22 protein-coding genes are annotated in these 15758 nt (G+C 40.1%); 21 read left to right on the top strand and 1 reads right to left on the bottom strand.

Translation table 11 applies throughout. The features are described 5' to 3' along the window. Positions 1–10: 10 nt before the first annotated feature. Positions 11–1366: a family 1 glycosylhydrolase gene (locus IPF37_02865; GenBank protein ID QQR49761.1), complete on the top strand. Its 1356-nt coding sequence runs from the start codon at positions 11–13 to the stop codon at positions 1364–1366. 25 nt (positions 1367–1391) lie between these two features. On the opposite strand, the gene IPF37_02860 is transcribed toward IPF37_02865, so the two are convergent. Beyond that, positions 1392–2444: a low specificity L-threonine aldolase gene (locus IPF37_02860; GenBank protein QQR49760.1), complete on the bottom strand. Its 1053-nt coding sequence runs from the start codon at positions 2442–2444 to the stop codon at positions 1392–1394. 268 nt (positions 2445–2712) lie between these two features. Between IPF37_02860 and IPF37_02855 the strand changes: the two genes are divergently transcribed. From IPF37_02855 to IPF37_02760, 20 genes are all read left to right on the top strand, one after another. Continuing rightward, positions 2713–3177 carry a hypothetical protein gene (locus tag IPF37_02855; protein ID QQR49759.1) on the top strand — a complete coding sequence of 155 codons (465 nt, stop codon included), beginning with the start codon at positions 2713–2715 and terminating at the stop codon, positions 3175–3177. Between the two features lie 34 nt (positions 3178–3211). Then, the gene (locus tag IPF37_02850; protein ID QQR49758.1) at positions 3212–4198 is read left to right on the top strand and encodes a CYTH domain-containing protein; all 987 of its coding nucleotides are present in this window, start codon (positions 3212–3214) and stop codon (positions 4196–4198) included. A gap of 13 nt (positions 4199–4211) precedes the next feature. Beyond that, positions 4212–4577, top strand: a complete 366-nt coding sequence (locus tag IPF37_02845) for a hypothetical protein (GenBank protein ID QQR49757.1) — start codon at positions 4212–4214, stop codon at positions 4575–4577. After that, positions 4574–4939, top strand: coding sequence for a hypothetical protein (locus IPF37_02840; GenBank protein QQR49756.1), 366 nt, complete (start codon positions 4574–4576; stop codon positions 4937–4939). Before IPF37_02845 ends, IPF37_02840 begins: the two co-directional genes overlap by 4 nt. Positions 4940–4964: 25 nt before the next feature. Continuing rightward, positions 4965–5318 (top strand): hypothetical protein, encoded by a 354-nt coding sequence (locus IPF37_02835; protein QQR49755.1) that lies wholly within the window; start codon positions 4965–4967, stop codon positions 5316–5318. Positions 5319–5354: 36 nt separating this feature from the next. After that, positions 5355–5729 carry a hypothetical protein gene (locus tag IPF37_02830; protein ID QQR49754.1) on the top strand — a complete coding sequence of 125 codons (375 nt, stop codon included), beginning with the start codon at positions 5355–5357 and terminating at the stop codon, positions 5727–5729. A 21-nt stretch (positions 5730–5750) separates the two neighbouring features. After that, positions 5751–6134, top strand: coding sequence for a hypothetical protein (locus tag IPF37_02825; protein QQR49753.1), 384 nt, complete (start codon positions 5751–5753; stop codon positions 6132–6134). A gap of 12 nt (positions 6135–6146) precedes the next feature. After that, positions 6147–6509, top strand: coding sequence for a hypothetical protein (locus IPF37_02820; GenBank protein QQR49752.1), 363 nt, complete (start codon positions 6147–6149; stop codon positions 6507–6509). 41 nt (positions 6510–6550) lie between these two features. Then, the gene (locus tag IPF37_02815; GenBank protein ID QQR49751.1) at positions 6551–6931 is read left to right on the top strand and encodes a hypothetical protein; all 381 of its coding nucleotides are present in this window, start codon (positions 6551–6553) and stop codon (positions 6929–6931) included. 13 nt (positions 6932–6944) lie between these two features. Then, positions 6945–7310, top strand: coding sequence for a hypothetical protein (locus tag IPF37_02810; protein ID QQR49750.1), 366 nt, complete (start codon positions 6945–6947; stop codon positions 7308–7310). Positions 7311–7372: 62 nt separating this feature from the next. Then, entirely contained in the window at positions 7373–7813 is a 441-nt protein-coding gene (locus IPF37_02805; GenBank protein QQR49749.1) for a hypothetical protein, read from the top strand. A gap of 37 nt (positions 7814–7850) precedes the next feature. Then, positions 7851–8210, top strand: coding sequence for a hypothetical protein (locus IPF37_02800; protein QQR49748.1), 360 nt, complete (start codon positions 7851–7853; stop codon positions 8208–8210). Between the two features lie 205 nt (positions 8211–8415). Further along, positions 8416–8673, top strand: a complete 258-nt coding sequence (locus IPF37_02795) for a hypothetical protein (GenBank protein QQR49747.1) — start codon at positions 8416–8418, stop codon at positions 8671–8673. Between the two features lie 173 nt (positions 8674–8846). Next, a complete protein-coding gene (locus IPF37_02790) occupies positions 8847–8993 on the top strand; it encodes a transposase (GenBank protein QQR49746.1) in 147 nt (48 codons plus the stop codon). Further along, positions 8993–9121: a transposase gene (locus tag IPF37_02785; protein QQR49745.1), complete on the top strand. Its 129-nt coding sequence runs from the start codon at positions 8993–8995 to the stop codon at positions 9119–9121. The genes IPF37_02790 and IPF37_02785 overlap by 1 nt, the downstream gene beginning before the upstream one ends. Positions 9122–9228: 107 nt before the next feature. Further along, complete coding sequence (locus IPF37_02780) at positions 9229–11508, top strand: cation-transporting P-type ATPase (protein ID QQR49744.1); 2280 nt, start codon at positions 9229–9231, stop codon at positions 11506–11508. A 310-nt stretch (positions 11509–11818) separates the two neighbouring features. Beyond that, positions 11819–12835, top strand: coding sequence for an ABC transporter substrate-binding protein (locus IPF37_02775; protein QQR49743.1), 1017 nt, complete (start codon positions 11819–11821; stop codon positions 12833–12835). Between the two features lie 16 nt (positions 12836–12851). Continuing rightward, complete coding sequence (locus IPF37_02770; GenBank protein QQR49742.1) at positions 12852–13745, top strand: hypothetical protein; 894 nt, start codon at positions 12852–12854, stop codon at positions 13743–13745. A 4-nt stretch (positions 13746–13749) separates the two neighbouring features. Then, on the top strand, positions 13750–14457 hold the full coding sequence (locus IPF37_02765; GenBank protein ID QQR49741.1) for an ATP-binding cassette domain-containing protein: 708 nt from the start codon (positions 13750–13752) through the stop codon (positions 14455–14457). A gap of 112 nt (positions 14458–14569) precedes the next feature. Continuing rightward, positions 14570–15754 carry a hypothetical protein gene (locus IPF37_02760; protein QQR49740.1) on the top strand — a complete coding sequence of 395 codons (1185 nt, stop codon included), beginning with the start codon at positions 14570–14572 and terminating at the stop codon, positions 15752–15754. The last annotated feature ends 4 nt before the right edge of the window (positions 15755–15758 follow it).

The following is a 15758-nucleotide window of genomic DNA, read 5'->3' as shown; positions in this document are numbered from 1 at the left end:
AGGGTTTCTCATGATGCTTTGTTGGGCTCGGTTTCTTTTGTTGGGATTTTTCTTAACGCATGCATCGAATGGTTCGCTTTTTTCACAACCATTCCCATCAGATTTTTGCTGGGGCACTACAATTGCAGAATTTCAAAATTCGGGTGCTCAGACACTGCCTCATTCTAACTGGGCTTACTTTCAAGAAAAAATGGGTTTGTCTTCAGGAGTGGCAGTTGATCATTGGAATAAATATCCTGAAGATATTGAGTTGATGCAAAATATCGGGTTGAATTCATTTAGATTTTCTGTCGACTGGAGCAAGATCGAGCCACAGCAAGGTATAATAAATCACGATGCGTTGCAGCATTATGATGATTTGTGCGATGCGTTACTTGCTGTTGGTATAAAGCCGATGGTGACGTTACATCATTTTACGCATCCTGCCTGGTTTGATGATCTTGGTGGTTTTGAGCGTGCTGAAAATATTCATTATTTTGTTGATTTTGCTCAACGCGTGTTTACTCATTTTCAGGATAAAGTTCAGTTGTGGTGCACTATCAATGAACCAGCAGTTTATGCATTTGCCGGGTATTTAATTGGTATTCATTCTCCTGGCAATCTTGCATTTACTACCGATAGTTTTCGGATGTGTGGTGAAGTGTTAAAAAATCTTTTGAGGTCCCATGTTGAGATTTATCAAACGCTTAAAACGATGCCGGGTGGTGATAAAGCACAAATTGGCATTGTGCACAATGTTCTTAAATTTAAACCTCGGTATTCGCTTGAACCTATTTCATCGCTTATTTGTACGTTTTTAACGGCGTTTACTAATGACGTAACGATGAATTTTTTAAAAACGGGGCTCTATGAGTACGAACCGTTTAGTATGTTTGGTTCTACCACCTTGTGTGCCGTTACGCATTACGATGCGCGTGCGCCACAAGCATTGGATTTTATTGGTTTAAATTATTATGCAACGGCGATTATCGGCTTTAATAGTTCTACTATTTTTGGATCGACTTGTTTTTCTGGCCAAATTATGGGTGATATGGATTTGCCGTTAGATCCAGAAGGTTTAGCAATAGCCATCCGTGATGTTGCAGCATTTAATAAACCAATTTATATTACTGAAAATGGGATGGCAGATAATAGCAAAATGCACGATAAGCGCCGGCAGCTGCTTATTATGACGTCATTGAATGAAGTTGAAAAAGCATTGGAAGATGGTATTGATATTCGAGGTTATTATCATTGGACGCTTGTTGATAATTTTGAATGGCACAAAGGTTTTGAGACTTGTTTTGGGTTGCACGATAGCCAGCGCAGACCACGGCCAAGCGCTCAACTTTACAAAAAATTGATTTCTGAATATTCAGAAAAATAAATTTTTTCAAAAATGCCATATATTTTTATAAATTTATTATTTTGCTTATAGTTTTTTTTGCTAAAGTTATAAAATTATCAACATCTTCGATTGTTGTATCAAAAGATGCCATAAGTCTCGCTTCAGATGTTTTTTTGTTCCAAATATAAAATGGGTACTGTTCTTGCAATACTGCGATAGCCTGGAGCGGGATGATGGCAAAAACAGCATTTGCTTGGACTGGATGCGTTATAGTAATGCCAGGAATGACAGCAAGACCTTGAGCCAGTCTCTGTGCCATGGCATTACTGTGTTGAGCATTTTTTAACCAAAGGTCATTAGATAATAAAGCACTAAATTGAGCTGAAATGAAGCGCATTTTTGACGCAAGCTGCATACCTTGTTTACGAATATATTTAAAATTTTGTGCAAATTTTTGACTAAAAAAAATTACTGCCTCACCACACATTAGACCATTTTTAGTACCACCAAAAGACAGAGCATCAACGCCAACATCAGCAGTAAGAGCTTTTAATGATATCTTTAAATGAGCTGCTGCGTTTGCTAAGCGAGTACCGTCCATATACAAAAACATCCCGCGAGCGTGCACAAAATCAGCGATTTCTTTAATTTCTGCTGGTGTATAAACCGTTTCAAATTCGGTAGCTTGTGTTATACTTACCGTTTTTGGTTGTGCTTGATGCTGATCACCAACTCTTTGCAAGTATCGCTCAAGATCATTAACTCGTAACTTTCCATGTTCAGTCTGAATCGTAAATAATTTAGCACCAATAAATTTTTCTGGGGCTCCACATTCATCAACATTGATATGAGCATTTTCTACGCATAAAATTGCATTAAACGATTGGGTTATTGCAGATAACGCAAGAACATTAGCTGCTGTACCAGTAAAAACAAAATGAACTTCAATGTCATTACCAAAATGTTCTTTAAATTTTTCTACCGCTTTTTGCGTCCATTCATCAGCTCCATATGCCAGCGCATGGCCCTGATTGGCATCGATAATTGCTAGTAGAATGTCAGGATGAATACCTGAATAATTATCGCTGGCAAAGCTTTTTTTTGATGTGAATATCATTGACGATCCTTCAATTCGGGAAACATGAAAAATCTTTAATTACAGGTTTATTGTATAGCCAATTTCTTGGGGAATTTCAATCTTCTTGCTCCAGGTTTAACTAATTTTAAAAGTAGCTGAAATCTTTATCTTTTAATGCGAAAGCCTTTGAATAGGGCTCTGTTTTTGTTGCTATTTTTTTAAAAAACGGGCACCATAGCCTTTATTCAAAACGAAAAGGCTTTTTTTTATCAAATAAAAAAAATGAAAGATTTGAGAGTAATACAAAGTGAAGACTAAGCTTGAGCATTTAGTAGCCCTCCATCATGATCTCGAAATTATTATCTGCGATACGCCCACTAAAACTTCTGAAAGTGCGGCGCTGTTTCTGGATGTTTCTTTATCCAGTATCGTTAAAACGCTTATTATAAAAACTAACACACAAAATTTTGTTGCATTTGTTTTGTCTGGCCATGACCGTCTCGATCGGCATGCCGTGACCGCACGATTGCACTGCGATAAATTTCGTTTTGCAACCGGAGAAGAGGCTTTGGCAGTAACGGGCTACCCGCCTGGCGGCATCCCGCCAATCGGGCTTAATGATGGATTGGAAGTTTTTGTTGATGAAAAGGTTATGGAACATGAGGTTGTTTATGCTGGTGGGGGGGATATTAATAAACTTTTAAAAATTCAGCCCAGCCTTCTTGTTGCGTTGAGCAACGGGCGTTGCGGTAGGTTTTCATTGGAAAGTTAAGTTAAAAAGTTGAGATGAGAGAAGAGAGAAGAAGATGAAGAAAAAATTGTTAGTGGTCGCGTATGCGTTTCTTTGTGGTGTTTCGCCGAGCGTTCAAGCATCAACAGCCCCAAATTTTTCAGAAGAAATAGAAATAAAAATAAAATTGGATGATCAGCAATCTGACCTTTTATGCTCGTGGCTTGCAAAAAATGCTCAATCAAGCGTTGCCGTTGAAATGGTTGATACCTACTTTCAGCATCCGTCAATTCTTGCCCCATTTCGCAATGCGCAAGGTTTTGATGATGCCGATCTTTTTTTACGAGTAAGAACACAACCGAACGGCTTTTCTGTCTGTTGCAAAAACAGCGGCGACCAGCTTGAACGGCGCATTGAGGCTGAAACCGGCGTAACCTCTGGCCGCGAGATGATGAATATTCTTTTGCTGTTGGGTTTTTATAAACACGTTGAAGTGAGAAAAAATCGTATCAAACATAAAATTCAGTTTCAAAATTCTATTCTCGAAGTAGCGCTTGATCAAAAAGTGCAAGGTGCTGTTGCTGGTGGTGATTTGGTTGATTTTGGGAATTTTACTGAAATCGAAATCAAAGATGGCAGCAAAGACATTAACGTTCTCTACAATTTTTTACATCATGTTGGCATTAGTGAATTTAAACTTTTTACTAAAAGTTATTATCACATTGCCTTGAATCCAGCGCATAATTTTTACGAAATGAGGAGTTTGTACAACAACGACCGTGGGGCTGCTGTAGCCACGGTAACGCACGATCATGAGCTGGTAAAAACATGTCATGAGTTGTGCGATCAGGGTTTAACAACTGAGCAAGTTGTAGATTTTGTGGTCAAAAGCGATAATAAAAATGCTTATTCAAGATGGCTTGCAGAATTGGAAAATGACGAAGATTTTGATAGAGAGCAGTCAACGATTTTATGTCCATGTTCGGTAGAAATGCTAACAGTTGCTGCGGTATTGCTGGCGTATGGTGTACACGTTATTTATTGTTGGGATTGGGATTTTTAAGGAGATATTAAGGGTGAAAAAAGTAGTGTTGTTGGTCGTTGGTTTGTGGTGTACATCAGCGCAGGCACAGGTGCCAAGCGAAATAGGCGTTGCTCAGGCGTTAACGCACAATGCCGAACTTGTCAAAGTGTGTTGTATTTTGCGTGAAAAAAATATGTTGTCCGAAAAAGTCTTTCAAAAATTAATGGGTCAGGATGAAAAAAAAATGAATAGTGCGGCTTCTTTGCTACCAGAATGGCTGCATAATTATGGTGACATTGCAGCAGTTTGGGGTTTTATGTCCGTGTTTTATATTTTTTGGTACATCATTGATCCTGAAGTTTTTAAAGCGATGTGTGACGATGATATTTTACAAAATGCAGTAGAGGAGCGTTCATGAAAAAAATAATATTTTTAGCCGTAGGTGTTTTTTTGTTTTCATCAATTCAAGCTCGAGTGCACAGTGACGTAGAAATTGCTCAAGCGTTGCTACAAAATAACGAATTTGTAGCGACGTGTTGTGTGTTGTCAAAAGCGGGCCTGACCCATGATCAGATTGTTGCGCAGTTGATGCAAAGCGATAAAAAAGTTGCCTATGGTCGCTTAGATTACCTGGAGTTTGACGCAGAGGTTCAAGAATTTTCTCTTATCCAATCGTTTGTGTGTGGCTTATCTGTTGCGGTAGCAATTTTGTTTGGCATTGGTGTAATGGCTTGTGGTCGTACAACGTTAGACAATATCGATGAATCTTGCTTCCAATAAAAAAATTTAGTTAAGAGAAGTAGTAATGAAGAAAATAATCTTTTTATCGATCGGTCTCTTGTTCTCATCAGTTCACGCGCACGTATTGAGCGAAGCAGAAATTACTCAAGCGGCTGTTGTGTTAGAACACCATCCTGAATTGGTGGCGCGTGTTCATACGCTGTGTGCATGGGGCTTGACGCATGAGCAGATGGTTGCGCAGTTGATGCAAACTAGTGAGGCGCGCGCATACCTACTTCTTGGAGATCCAGATTATGAAAAAGATAAAAATAAGAGAGCGCAAGAATTAACACCTATTGAGATTATTTTATCTCTTGGCGTTCCCTTGTGTGTGCTCATTATTGGACTCTATTTTGAGCTTCAATCTCAAGAAAAATGATTCATATTTAATGTATGATTTTTAGGAGAGTTTGTAGTGAAGAAAATAATTTTTTTGTCGATCGGTCTCTTATTTTCATCAACTCAAGCAGCAGATTTTAATGAAACTGAGATTATACATGTAGCGACTGAGTTGGCACAAAATTCTGAATTGGTAGTGCTTTTTCATGTTTTGTATGAGCAAGGGCTTGAACCTGAACGGGTTATTGAGCTGTTGATGCAATCTGATGAAATGCAAGCATATGCGAGAAATACTCACTATCAAAGACGCCAAAGAGGTACGCGACGCCGAGAGATGATAGCGGATGCTCTTTCTATGACAGCTGTAGCTTTGGCTTCGTTAGTTTTGGCTATCTTTGCATGGTGCAAATATGTTTCTGAGCAAAGTGATTCATCCGCCTTGCAAACTTAAGAAAATTATGGAGAGTTTGTAATGAAGAAGATAATTTTTTTGTCGATTTTTTTGTTGTTTTCATCAGTTCAAGCGCAAGAATTGAGTGCAATCGAAATTGATCAAGTAGCAGCGGCATTAATCAAAAATCCTAAAATTGTGACGAAAGTTCGTGCGTTGAATGAGCAGGGACTAACAACTAATCAAATTGCTGAGCAGCTGCTGTCTCGTGATGTAAAGAGCGCGCATTTTATTGAACTGAATGCTAAAACGATAGCAGAGTTGGTTGTGATAGCCGTAGTTCTTTGTATTCTTTTCTACAATGACCGGCAGGCAAAAAAAACAACAGAAAACGACAGTGTTCAAGAAAAAGCAAAACAATACGATGACATGATGAAGGAAGCAGGCCTTTTAAAAACTGAATAAAACTAAGATTGTATGAAAAGAATAATAGTGCTGGTTAGCTTTTTAATGTTTTTTTCAGTTCAAGCTCAAACGAACTGCGAAGTTGAAATTATTCAGACGGCAGAAAAATTAATGTGCAATACTGAATTGGTAGAAAAATGTGACGCGCTGTTGACGCAAGGTTTGACGACTAAACAGATTGTTGATTCTCTGATACGCGCTAATGAAAAGAATGCGCACGTGTGGGAGCTCTATACTCAAGAGCCGATAATTTTAACTTGTTTGATGGTGAATGTTGTGGTTGGGGTGTTTTGTTGGTGGATTTTTAGGAAGGAAAAAAAAGAAAAAGAAAAGATGGGTTTTAAAGACGACCCGACAGCTTTTGTTGAACATTGAGTAATGCAGATATTGATAATCAAGTTTAATGAGATTAATTAATGAAAAAAATAATAATTTTATTCGTTAGCTTGTTGTTTTCATCAGTTCATGCCCAAATGTATAGCGAGGCTGAAATTGCACAAGTGGCAGCTCAATTAATGCAAAATTCTGAGTTGATAGAGCAGTTTTGTTTACTAACGGCCCAGGGGCTTACGTTGCAAGAAGCGGTTGAGTTGATGACGCAACGTGAAGAGCAACAGGCGCATATTAGCGAGCTGGAAGCAAAAATAATCCTAGCCGGCTTCGGTACTATGTTTTTGATTTCTTTTTTAGCAGTTCTTGTTCATGATATCCCTTTGGTGATCGAGGATTTCCGGAAAGCTGCTTTTAGTCAAGAGTCGCTATTTTATTATACTTCGTTATGCTTGACTAGTGAATAAGGGAGATTCTGTTATGAAAAAGACCTTGATTTTGGCCGGTTGTTTGTTGTTTTCATCAGTTCATGCTCAAATGTATAGCGAAGCTGCAGTTACGCAAGCAGCAGCTGAGTTACTACAAAATACTGAGTTGGTGGTACACTGCCGAGCATTGTACGAACATGGTTTAACGCCCGAGCAAATTGTTGCAATAGTTTTGAAGCATGACATTGTAAAGGCATATTCAGATGGCCATGGCAATGTGCAGATGAATGAATATCCAATGCCACTCATACTTGGTATTGTGGGCGCTATAATAATTGGAGCTGTGATTGAATTTTTTTGTTCAGACAGCCTCTTTAGCAAGAGTACAAAAGAACAAGATTCTTGCAACGACAACTGATATTGTACAATGAATAATAATATTTTTAATAAGTGTCTGTTTAATAGTTGGGAGTGTGTGTAATGAAAAAAATATTAGTTTTATCAATTGGCTTATTGTTTTCATCAGTCCAAGCTCAAGCGTACAGCGAAGCTGAAGTGCCGCACGTCGCAGCTGAGTTAATGCAAAATCCTGCATTGATAGAAAAATGCGTTCAGTTGTCAGCACAAGGTTTAACACCCGAGCAAGTTCTTGCTCAGTTGCTCGAGAGCGAAGACAAGCAAGCGCATAGTATTTTTAGTAGCTGGAAGCTGGCAGTGCTACTTGCCGGACTTGGTCTTGTGGGTTTATGCGCAGCTCAAAATATTTCACTGCCAGACTCTGTGATCGATGTGATGACGCAGGTAATGCCGGAAGTTCTGACGGGTGAGACGCAGATGATTGGTTATTTTAATGACGCAGAATCGGTTGGTTTGCTTTGCGCTTGCGAAGATTTTGTTTGTTTTTGTACTTCGATTTTTTAAATGAATTGGTGAGAAAAAGTAATGAAAGGATTGTGTTATGAAAAAAATAATGATTTTATCGATTAGCTTGTTTTTTTCGTCAGTGCAGGCAACCAATTGTACCGAACAAGAAGTTATTTCGATGCTGGCGCAAAATCCTGCGTTGGTAGAAAAATGTGTTCAGTTGTCAGCGCAGGGCTTGACCGCAGAGCAAGTTGTTGAACAGATTTTTGAAGGTCAAGACCAGCAAGCGCATCTCAGCCTTGGTGCAAGCTTATTCCAAGTAGTCTACTGGGGTGGTATGCTGGCGGCTCTTTTTGGGCTAGTTCTCTACCGTGATTATCCTGAGGTAGTAGCAGAGATTGGGGAATATGTATGCAGTAACTCGTCGCTGCTTTCTGGTAGCCCGTTATGTTGAACTGGTAAATAGGTTTCTTACTTTCATAGCGCAGCGTTACATATAAAGTTTTTGATTTTTTTGAGCGATTGGTAGTAATCTACCAGTCGCTTTCTTTTTTGTTCGCCCCACGCTTTTGATACGATCAAATCTAAACTATTGATTTTCTCCCTCAAATTATTCGACATTATAAAAAAAGATTTCTTATCCAAAAAAAGGGGGACGTATGATTTTTTCTGATGTGGCTAATAAGACTGGCGCCGAGGTGGTAAAAGAACTTGAGACATCACTTGAAACTGGTTTGTTTTCGCTTGAAATAAAAAAACGCCAGGCTCAGTATGGGCCTAACGCACTGAAAAGTAGCAGTAATAAATGGTGGCATATGCTGCTGCGGCAATTTTCTTCATCATTTGTTTATTACCATGAGCAGAATACCCCAAGGCTTTTCAAGCCTGGGGATGAATGCGAGTCCACTTGGCGCTGAAGCAAAAAGCGAAGTATTTTTGCGAAGAGCCAACTGAAGTGGCATACTGAGACCATGAAGAAATATTGGTCAGGAGCACATACAAGGCATAGATTAATGTACCACTTAGTTTGGATCCCAAAATATAGAAAAAGGATACTAAAGGGAGCTATGTAGCAAAACGTATTGAAGAATTGTTTCGGCAGTGTGCAGAAGTAAATCGATGGGAAATTCATGAGCTGAACATTCAGTCAGATCATGTTCACATGCTGATTCAGATAAAGCCGAGCATAAGTGTTAGTATGGTTGTTCAGCTGTTCAAGGGTGGTAGTAAAAGATAATGAGAGAAGAGTTTGCAGAATTGGAAGAATTTTTGTGGGGAGATAGCTTCTGGGCAGATGGCTATTTTGCAGAAACAGTTGGCCAGTGCAGCGAAGAAGCTATCAGAAAATATATTCAGAACCAGTGATATTCAAATGTTCATTGAGAAGCCCCGGCTTTTAAGCCGGGCGGTGTCACTTGCTTTTGATAGCTGCTATCATTTCATTTTTTTTAGGCGAATATTTAAATAGCGGCATGATTGTATTTTTTGTTGGCATCATGGCGGTGTTGGGCTTTTACCAAGAGTTTTTTGCGCAACGCACGATGCAGATGCTCAAGAAGTATGTTACGTACGAAATGAAGGTTCTGCGTGATGGTCAGGAAGTGCTGGTTGATAGCGCCTTACTGGTGCCGGGCGACATTGTTTTCCTTGAGCCGGGCGATTTGATTACGGCAGACATGCGGCTGATTGATATGCAGCATTTGATGGTTGATGAGTCAAGTTTGACGGGCGAGTCTGTCCCTGTTGAAAAATGTCTTGATAAGCTTGAAAAAGTTGAGCAAATTTTTGAAGCAAAAAATATGGTTTTTACCGGAACTACGGTTGTCAGTGGCCAGGCAAAAGGTGTGGTCGTGGCAATTGGCGGGGAAACAACGTTTGGTCGTGTGGCGCATTTAACGACCAAGAGTGGGCAGTTTAGTCGTTTTTCTCAAGACATACAAACGCTCAGCCGCTTCATTTTATATTTGGTGGTGATTGCGTTAGTGAGTGTTATGCTCGTAAATTTTTTGGTAAAAGGTAAAGAGTTTGACTTTGTTCACATGCTTATTTTTTCCATCAGCTTGGCGATTGCGGTTATTCCTGAAGCGCTGCAAGTAGTCATTAATTTTTCTCTTGCATATGCAGCACGAATGATGACGGCCAAGCAAGTGGTAGTTAAGCGTCTTTCAGCAATTGACGATTTAGGTAGTATCGAAGTTTTATGTACCGATAAAACGGGAACTATTACTGAAAGTATTATGGAAGTTGCCGATATTTATGCCGAAAAGCCGTACGATGAAAATCAAGTTATTGGCTATGCAACATTTGCGGGCGCGCGTTTTGCACAAGCGCATCAATCCTTTGATAATGCGTTAGTTGCTTATCTTGAAAGAAACGGCAGCAGTTATGTTGAAAATATTGAGCGCTTGGACTACCTTCCTTTCGATCCGCAACGTCGTCGAACTGCCAGTTTGGTTAAAGAAAATAATCAGTATCATTTGATTGTACGCGGTGCGTATGAAGATATTTTTGCGTTGTGTCATTTTAAAGAAGATGATCAAATACTCGCGTGGATTGCCAAGCAAGGAGGCGAGGGCCGCCGTATTATTGCGATTGGGCATAAAGAGTTTGGTCAGCAACCAGCAGATTTGTTGAATGTTGAGCAAGAAGTTGCCTTTATTGGCCTTGTTGCTTTTTCAGACCCAATTAAAGCCTCGGCACATGATGCGATTAAGCACGCTGAAAAATTAAAAATTGATATCAAAATTTTGTCCGGTGATGCGCCGGAAGTGGTGGGAGCTGTTGGTTATAAAGTGGGACTGTTGAAATCTCCCAGCGATGTTATGTTGGGCTCAACGTTTAGCGCTCTGCCAGAGCATGAGCAGCGCGAGGTAGTTGAAAAATGTCATGCGTTTGCGCGCGTGTCGCCAGAAGATAAATATCTCATTGTGTCGTTGCTGAGTCAAAAATATGCGGTTGGCTTTTTGGGCGATGGCGTGAACGATGCACCGGCACTCAAAGAAGCTGCAGTGGGCATTGCAGTTCCCAATGCAACCGATTTGGCCAAAGATGCGGCCGACATTATTTTGCTGGAAAATAGAATTGGCGTCATTTTAGATGGCGTGGTTGAAGGTCGTAAGGTATTTTTTAACACCTTAAAATATTTGCGTGTTACGCTGACCTCAACGTTTAGTAACTTTTTTACTATTTCGGTGGCGGCTTTATTGTTGCCTCATTTGCCAATGCTTCCGATTCAACTGTTGTGTTTGAATATCTTGGCAGACTTACCGCTTATTTTTATTGCAACTGATACGGTTGATCCGTCAGAAATTACCAGGCCTGAACGTTACAACATGAAGTCGCTTTTTATTACGATCATGACGGTTGGGGCTCTGTGTAGCTTGTTTGATTTTTCATTCTTTTCAAAGCTTTACAAAGAACAGCCAGCAATTTTACAAACGCATTGGTTTTTGTACAGCATCACCTCGGAATTGGTTTTGTTGTTTTCATTGCGTACCAAATCAATATTTTTTAGAACAACGAGGCCTTCCAACTTGTTATTGGGATTTTTGTTTATTGCAGGGTCCTTAGCATTTTTACTGCCATACACCGCCCTTGGCGATTCAATGCTGTCTTTTGTAACGCCAATGCCGGTTCACGTGCGTTGGATTTTTACGATTGTTGGTATGAATTTTGTGGCGCTTGAAATAGTAAAATTTTGCTGGAAATCATTATTTAATAATACTGAAGTTGTTGAACGACGTAAAAAATAGCAATTTTGTATTGAAAGTTAACTTTAGTTAATTTTTTGCTATAATCAAAACGTCGTTAAGAATTATTTGTACGTAAGCCTGAACGGTTATAACCGTTCAGGCTTTTCCAAGATGAAAGGTAGATCATGGCTTGTTCGATTGCCATTTCACACAGATCTTTGTTGATTTCATCTTTTTCTTATGCTGCTGTTTTGACTCTTACCTGGCGCTGGTGGCGCTAAATCTTTTATTTCTCTTACCTTATTTTGTTTTATTTTTTTTCATAACGTTGGTCTTGGTTTTTTGATACCATTACCGTAAAGGTTTTTTCATGAAAAAATTAATTATTATTGCTATTTTTGGTTTGCATGTTTGTTTGACCAGCTACTTGGGCTATTTGCTGTACGCTCCTGAACAAAAGGTGATGCATGCAACGGCAACGCGTACGCATCGCGTGGCTATTTTAACGCCCGTAACGCATCCAAGTTTGGAACAAATTGAACAAGGTTTTCGCAAAACATTGGAAACTGATGTGACGGCAAATTATGAATGTACGACCTACAATGCCAATGGTAATCGCTCGCTCATGCGCTCACAGGTTGAAGAAATATTGCAAGGTGCGTACGATCTTGTTTTTGTGATTACGCGGCAGCCGTCTCAAATGATCAAGGAAATTAGCACCAAAAAACAACAATTAGTGCCGATCGTTTTCAGTGCGGTATCAGATCCGGTGGCCAGTGGTTTAATTGCATCAGAGCAATCGTCCGGCAATAATGTGACGGGTGTTATCGAGACAACTGATTATGAGCTACAGATGGCGCTCTTGCATCAACTCAAGCCTGCCATCAAGCGCATGTTGCTGGTGTACGACCCTCAAGGTAATTTTGTTAAAGACAAGCAAGAAATTGAAAATTTGGCAGTTCAGCACGGCATTCAACTTTCCGCAATTGAAGTGTATGCCGCCAGCGAAATTTATGGCAAAGTTTCTTCAGCGCTCAGCGGAGTTGATGTGGTTATGGTTTTGAAAGACAACACAGTTGTTTCTGGCCTTGATGGTTTAATAAAATTGTGTAACCAGCATGGCGTGACGCTGTACGCAACCGACTTAGATTCGCCAGACAAAGGTGCAGCGCTTGGTTTTGGCGTGCAAGAATATGACTTTGGTGTTCAAGGTGCGCATAAAGCATTTTTAATTTTGAATGAAGGTAAAAAGCCAAGCGACATTCCATCAACCGCGTTGACGGTCAACAGCATTAAAGTTAATGCTAAAGCAGCCCGCGTGCAGGGCCTATCGCTGAGTCGTGAGCAGCTCTTTTTAATGAGCTCAGGCATTGTGGTACAAAAATAAAAAACGGAGAAGTATTATGACGACGATTGCACTGATTATTCTTGAACAATTATGCATGTACCTGCCGCTCATTATCGGCGGCTACATTGCTTTTTCATTATTGAAAGTGCCAAATATCAGCATTGAAAGTGCGTATGTTTTTGGTTCAATTTTGGCGGCCAATTTTATGTTTGTTGGGCAAAGTGTTCCATTTGTTATATATCTTCCAATGGTTTTTGTAGTAAGTTTTTTTGGCGGCATGATGGTAGGGCTGGTGACAGCCCTTTTAACGCAATATTGCCGTGTGCCGCATCTACTTTCCAGTATTTTAACGATTGGCATTTTCCACGGCATTAATCAGGCAGTGCTGGGCAATGCGCATCGCTCGCTCAGTGGTCTGCGCAATCCGTTGGTGGTTTCTGAGCAGTTTATAAAAAATCCGGAACTGATTATGCTGCTTGTTGTTGGGTTGCTGTTGATGGCCGGATTATTTTTTTTATTGCGCACGCAGCTTGGGTACTCGTTTGCTGTCTTTGGTTACAATCCAAGATTTTTTGAACATTACGGCATAGCGACTAATTTTGTGGTGTTGAGCGGGATTGCACTTGCCAACGGCCTTGCCGGTATTTCAGGTTATTTGGTGGCGCAATCGAGTGGTTTTGTTGACACAAACGCTGGTTTTGGGATGGCGCTTTTTTGCATCACGGCACTTATTTTGGGCAAATCGCTGTGCTTTTTTGTACAGTCGTTTTCATGGCTAGTACCGCTGATAGGCGCCGTTGTGTATTGCTCGCTTCAGCAGCTTTTATTAAAAGTTGGTTTTAATTTAAAATATTTTACGATGATACAATCGTTACTGGTTTTGCTGATGGTGATTCAACGCTACCAAACGAGTAGGTCGAATAAAAACGTTAACGATTTGGGGGTTTAAAATTATGGTAAACGCTCTTGAACTTAAAAATCTTCATTTTAAATTTGCGCCCAACGCGCCCGATTTTTTTAAAAATGTAACGATTAATTTTGAAAAAGGCCGCATTCATTTTATCAAAGGATTTAATGGTGCCGGCAAATCTACGTTGTTTAGAATTTTGCGCAGCAAGCTTGAACAGCAGGAGGTGGTTGAGGGCGTAATCGTTGTGGAAGGCAATGCGCAAACGTTGCAGACCGGCACACAGCACTATGATGCGCTGAGTACCATCAACATGGTCCAGCAAAAATTTGATGTGATGCTGGTCGACCATCTTTCATTTGAACAAAACTTACAACTTGCTAATCTGCCGATCCATCCGGGCTTGGCGCCTTTGCCGGCTCATAAAGCGATGCCAACGTTTGTTGAACGATTTGCGATTGATGTTGAAAAGCCGGTTCATTTACTTTCTGGCGGGCAACGGCAGATTTTGGCAATTTTGATGGCATTGCAAAAAACTACCAACATTTTATTGCTCGATGAACCGACGGCGGCGCTTGATGAAAAAAATGCTGAAATGGTGATGTTGTTTTTGAATGATTTAGTGATAACAACACGATTGACCGTGCTTGTTATTTGCCATGATCGCGAGTTGGTTATGCGCTACGCGCATGATCGTTACTTTGAATTGGTGGTTGATGAACAAGGTGTGCGATCAATCGTGCTGCGCAGTTAATTTGTATCGTTAATTAAAAAGAGATTGAAATTATTGCCGAACGGCCTACACTTTCCCCATCCTGTACTTGAAAGTAATAATATTTTTTGGTCAAAGGGAATCGGTGGTAGTCATGAAGCGGTTAGTAGTTTCAATCTTTTTTCTTTCTATTATTTTTTTTCAAGCAGCACATTCTGCTGCAGAATCTGATTTGAGTAAAAAAATTATAGCGTGTGTAAACTCGATGGGTTTAGAACCTTTTGCAGCAAGTGAGAATTCTTCGGTGCGCTCATTTGTCGGTGATGTCAAAGATTTTATCCAGAAACATGAAGACGGTGGTCGCGTGCATGCGTGTTGCATGAATGATATTATTGTTAATGCGCGTATTGTCGAAGATGCTCATAGCGGGCGGATTACTAAATTGGTAAAACTTGATGACTATACTTTTGCTTCCTCATCATGGGACAACTGTCTCAAAGTGTGGAGCTATGATGTGTCACGTGATCGCTTGGTATGCGCTGCTCAGTTAGCTGGCCAAAACCAGAATAAAGATTTTGTTTTATCTCTTGCACTATTGAATGATCATACGATTATCGCAAGTGTTCGCGGTGGTTGTGTCAAAGTATGGCAGCGCGATGATGCCGACCATGAATGGAAGTGGGTTGCCAATATCAAAGAGAATTTGCATGATCATGTCTCGAGTATTGTTGTTCTTGATGATTACACGATTGTGTTGGGATTTTCGAGTGCTCGGGTTGAGATATGGTCGTGTGCAAACGGTATTCGTGGATGGCAGCTTGTACAAACATTGCCAAGCAGCTTTCCTGCGTATGAGGAGGTAATGCCGTGTCTTGTAAATCAGCACATGCTTATTGTTGTGCACAAAGAGACTTGCAAGGTTGCTACGTGGATACGCAAGGATATCGATTCTCCTTGGATTTATCAAAGAACTGATTGGCTTGGGTATCATTTTGTACGTATTCCTGCTATTGAAAGAATTGATGATAACTGTTTTGCCATGGTTAATATAATGCCTGGTTATAAGTCCTCATTCAAGTGTTTATGGAAAGAAAAGTGGGTTGTACAAAAAAAAGCTTCCTATCAAAACGACTCCTTTGCGTTGGCTCCGAATATGAAGAAAGGCTCGATAGTACGTCAATTAGTCCTTAATGACGAGATTCTTGTTTCTGGCCATAACCATGGTGATCTTGAAATAACAAAAATCCCCACGTTGCTCGAAATTGCCCTGACTATCAAACTGCGCGGCATGAGCGAACCAGAAAAGCAAGAAATTTATGATGAATTGGCGGCGTGTTAAAAAA

This window comes from bacterium (assembly GCA_016699045.1).
GTDB lineage: Bacteria > Babelota > Babeliae > Babelales > RVW-14 > AaIE-18.
The sequence above is the reverse complement of the archived record's forward strand: the minus strand, read 5'-3'. Positions and strand labels throughout refer to the sequence as shown.

Coding starts and splice junctions, on each gene's coding strand:
- IPF37_02820 (QQR49752.1), top strand. CDS start 6,147: ATGAAAAGAATAATAGTGCTGGTTAGCTTTTTAATGTTTTTTTCAGTT.
- IPF37_02825 (QQR49753.1), top strand. CDS start 5,751: ATGAAGAAGATAATTTTTTTGTCGATTTTTTTGTTGTTTTCATCAGTT.
- IPF37_02835 (QQR49755.1), top strand. CDS start 4,965: ATGAAGAAAATAATCTTTTTATCGATCGGTCTCTTGTTCTCATCAGTT.
- IPF37_02850 (QQR49758.1), top strand. CDS start 3,212: ATGAAGAAAAAATTGTTAGTGGTCGCGTATGCGTTTCTTTGTGGTGTT.
- IPF37_02785 (QQR49745.1), top strand. CDS start 8,993: ATGAGAGAAGAGTTTGCAGAATTGGAAGAATTTTTGTGGGGAGATAGC.
- IPF37_02780 (QQR49744.1), top strand. CDS start 9,229: ATGATTGTATTTTTTGTTGGCATCATGGCGGTGTTGGGCTTTTACCAA.
- IPF37_02865 (QQR49761.1), top strand. CDS start 11: ATGATGCTTTGTTGGGCTCGGTTTCTTTTGTTGGGATTTTTCTTAACG.
- IPF37_02770 (QQR49742.1), top strand. CDS start 12,852: ATGACGACGATTGCACTGATTATTCTTGAACAATTATGCATGTACCTG.
- IPF37_02795 (QQR49747.1), top strand. CDS start 8,416: ATGATTTTTTCTGATGTGGCTAATAAGACTGGCGCCGAGGTGGTAAAA.
- IPF37_02800 (QQR49748.1), top strand. CDS start 7,851: ATGAAAAAAATAATGATTTTATCGATTAGCTTGTTTTTTTCGTCAGTG.
- IPF37_02815 (QQR49751.1), top strand. CDS start 6,551: ATGAAAAAAATAATAATTTTATTCGTTAGCTTGTTGTTTTCATCAGTT.
- IPF37_02765 (QQR49741.1), top strand. CDS start 13,750: ATGGTAAACGCTCTTGAACTTAAAAATCTTCATTTTAAATTTGCGCCC.
- IPF37_02860 (QQR49760.1), bottom strand. CDS start 2,444: ATGATATTCACATCAAAAAAAAGCTTTGCCAGCGATAATTATTCAGGT.
- IPF37_02840 (QQR49756.1), top strand. CDS start 4,574: ATGAAAAAAATAATATTTTTAGCCGTAGGTGTTTTTTTGTTTTCATCA.
- IPF37_02775 (QQR49743.1), top strand. CDS start 11,819: ATGAAAAAATTAATTATTATTGCTATTTTTGGTTTGCATGTTTGTTTG.
- IPF37_02805 (QQR49749.1), top strand. CDS start 7,373: ATGAAAAAAATATTAGTTTTATCAATTGGCTTATTGTTTTCATCAGTC.
- IPF37_02760 (QQR49740.1), top strand. CDS start 14,570: ATGAAGCGGTTAGTAGTTTCAATCTTTTTTCTTTCTATTATTTTTTTT.
- IPF37_02810 (QQR49750.1), top strand. CDS start 6,945: ATGAAAAAGACCTTGATTTTGGCCGGTTGTTTGTTGTTTTCATCAGTT.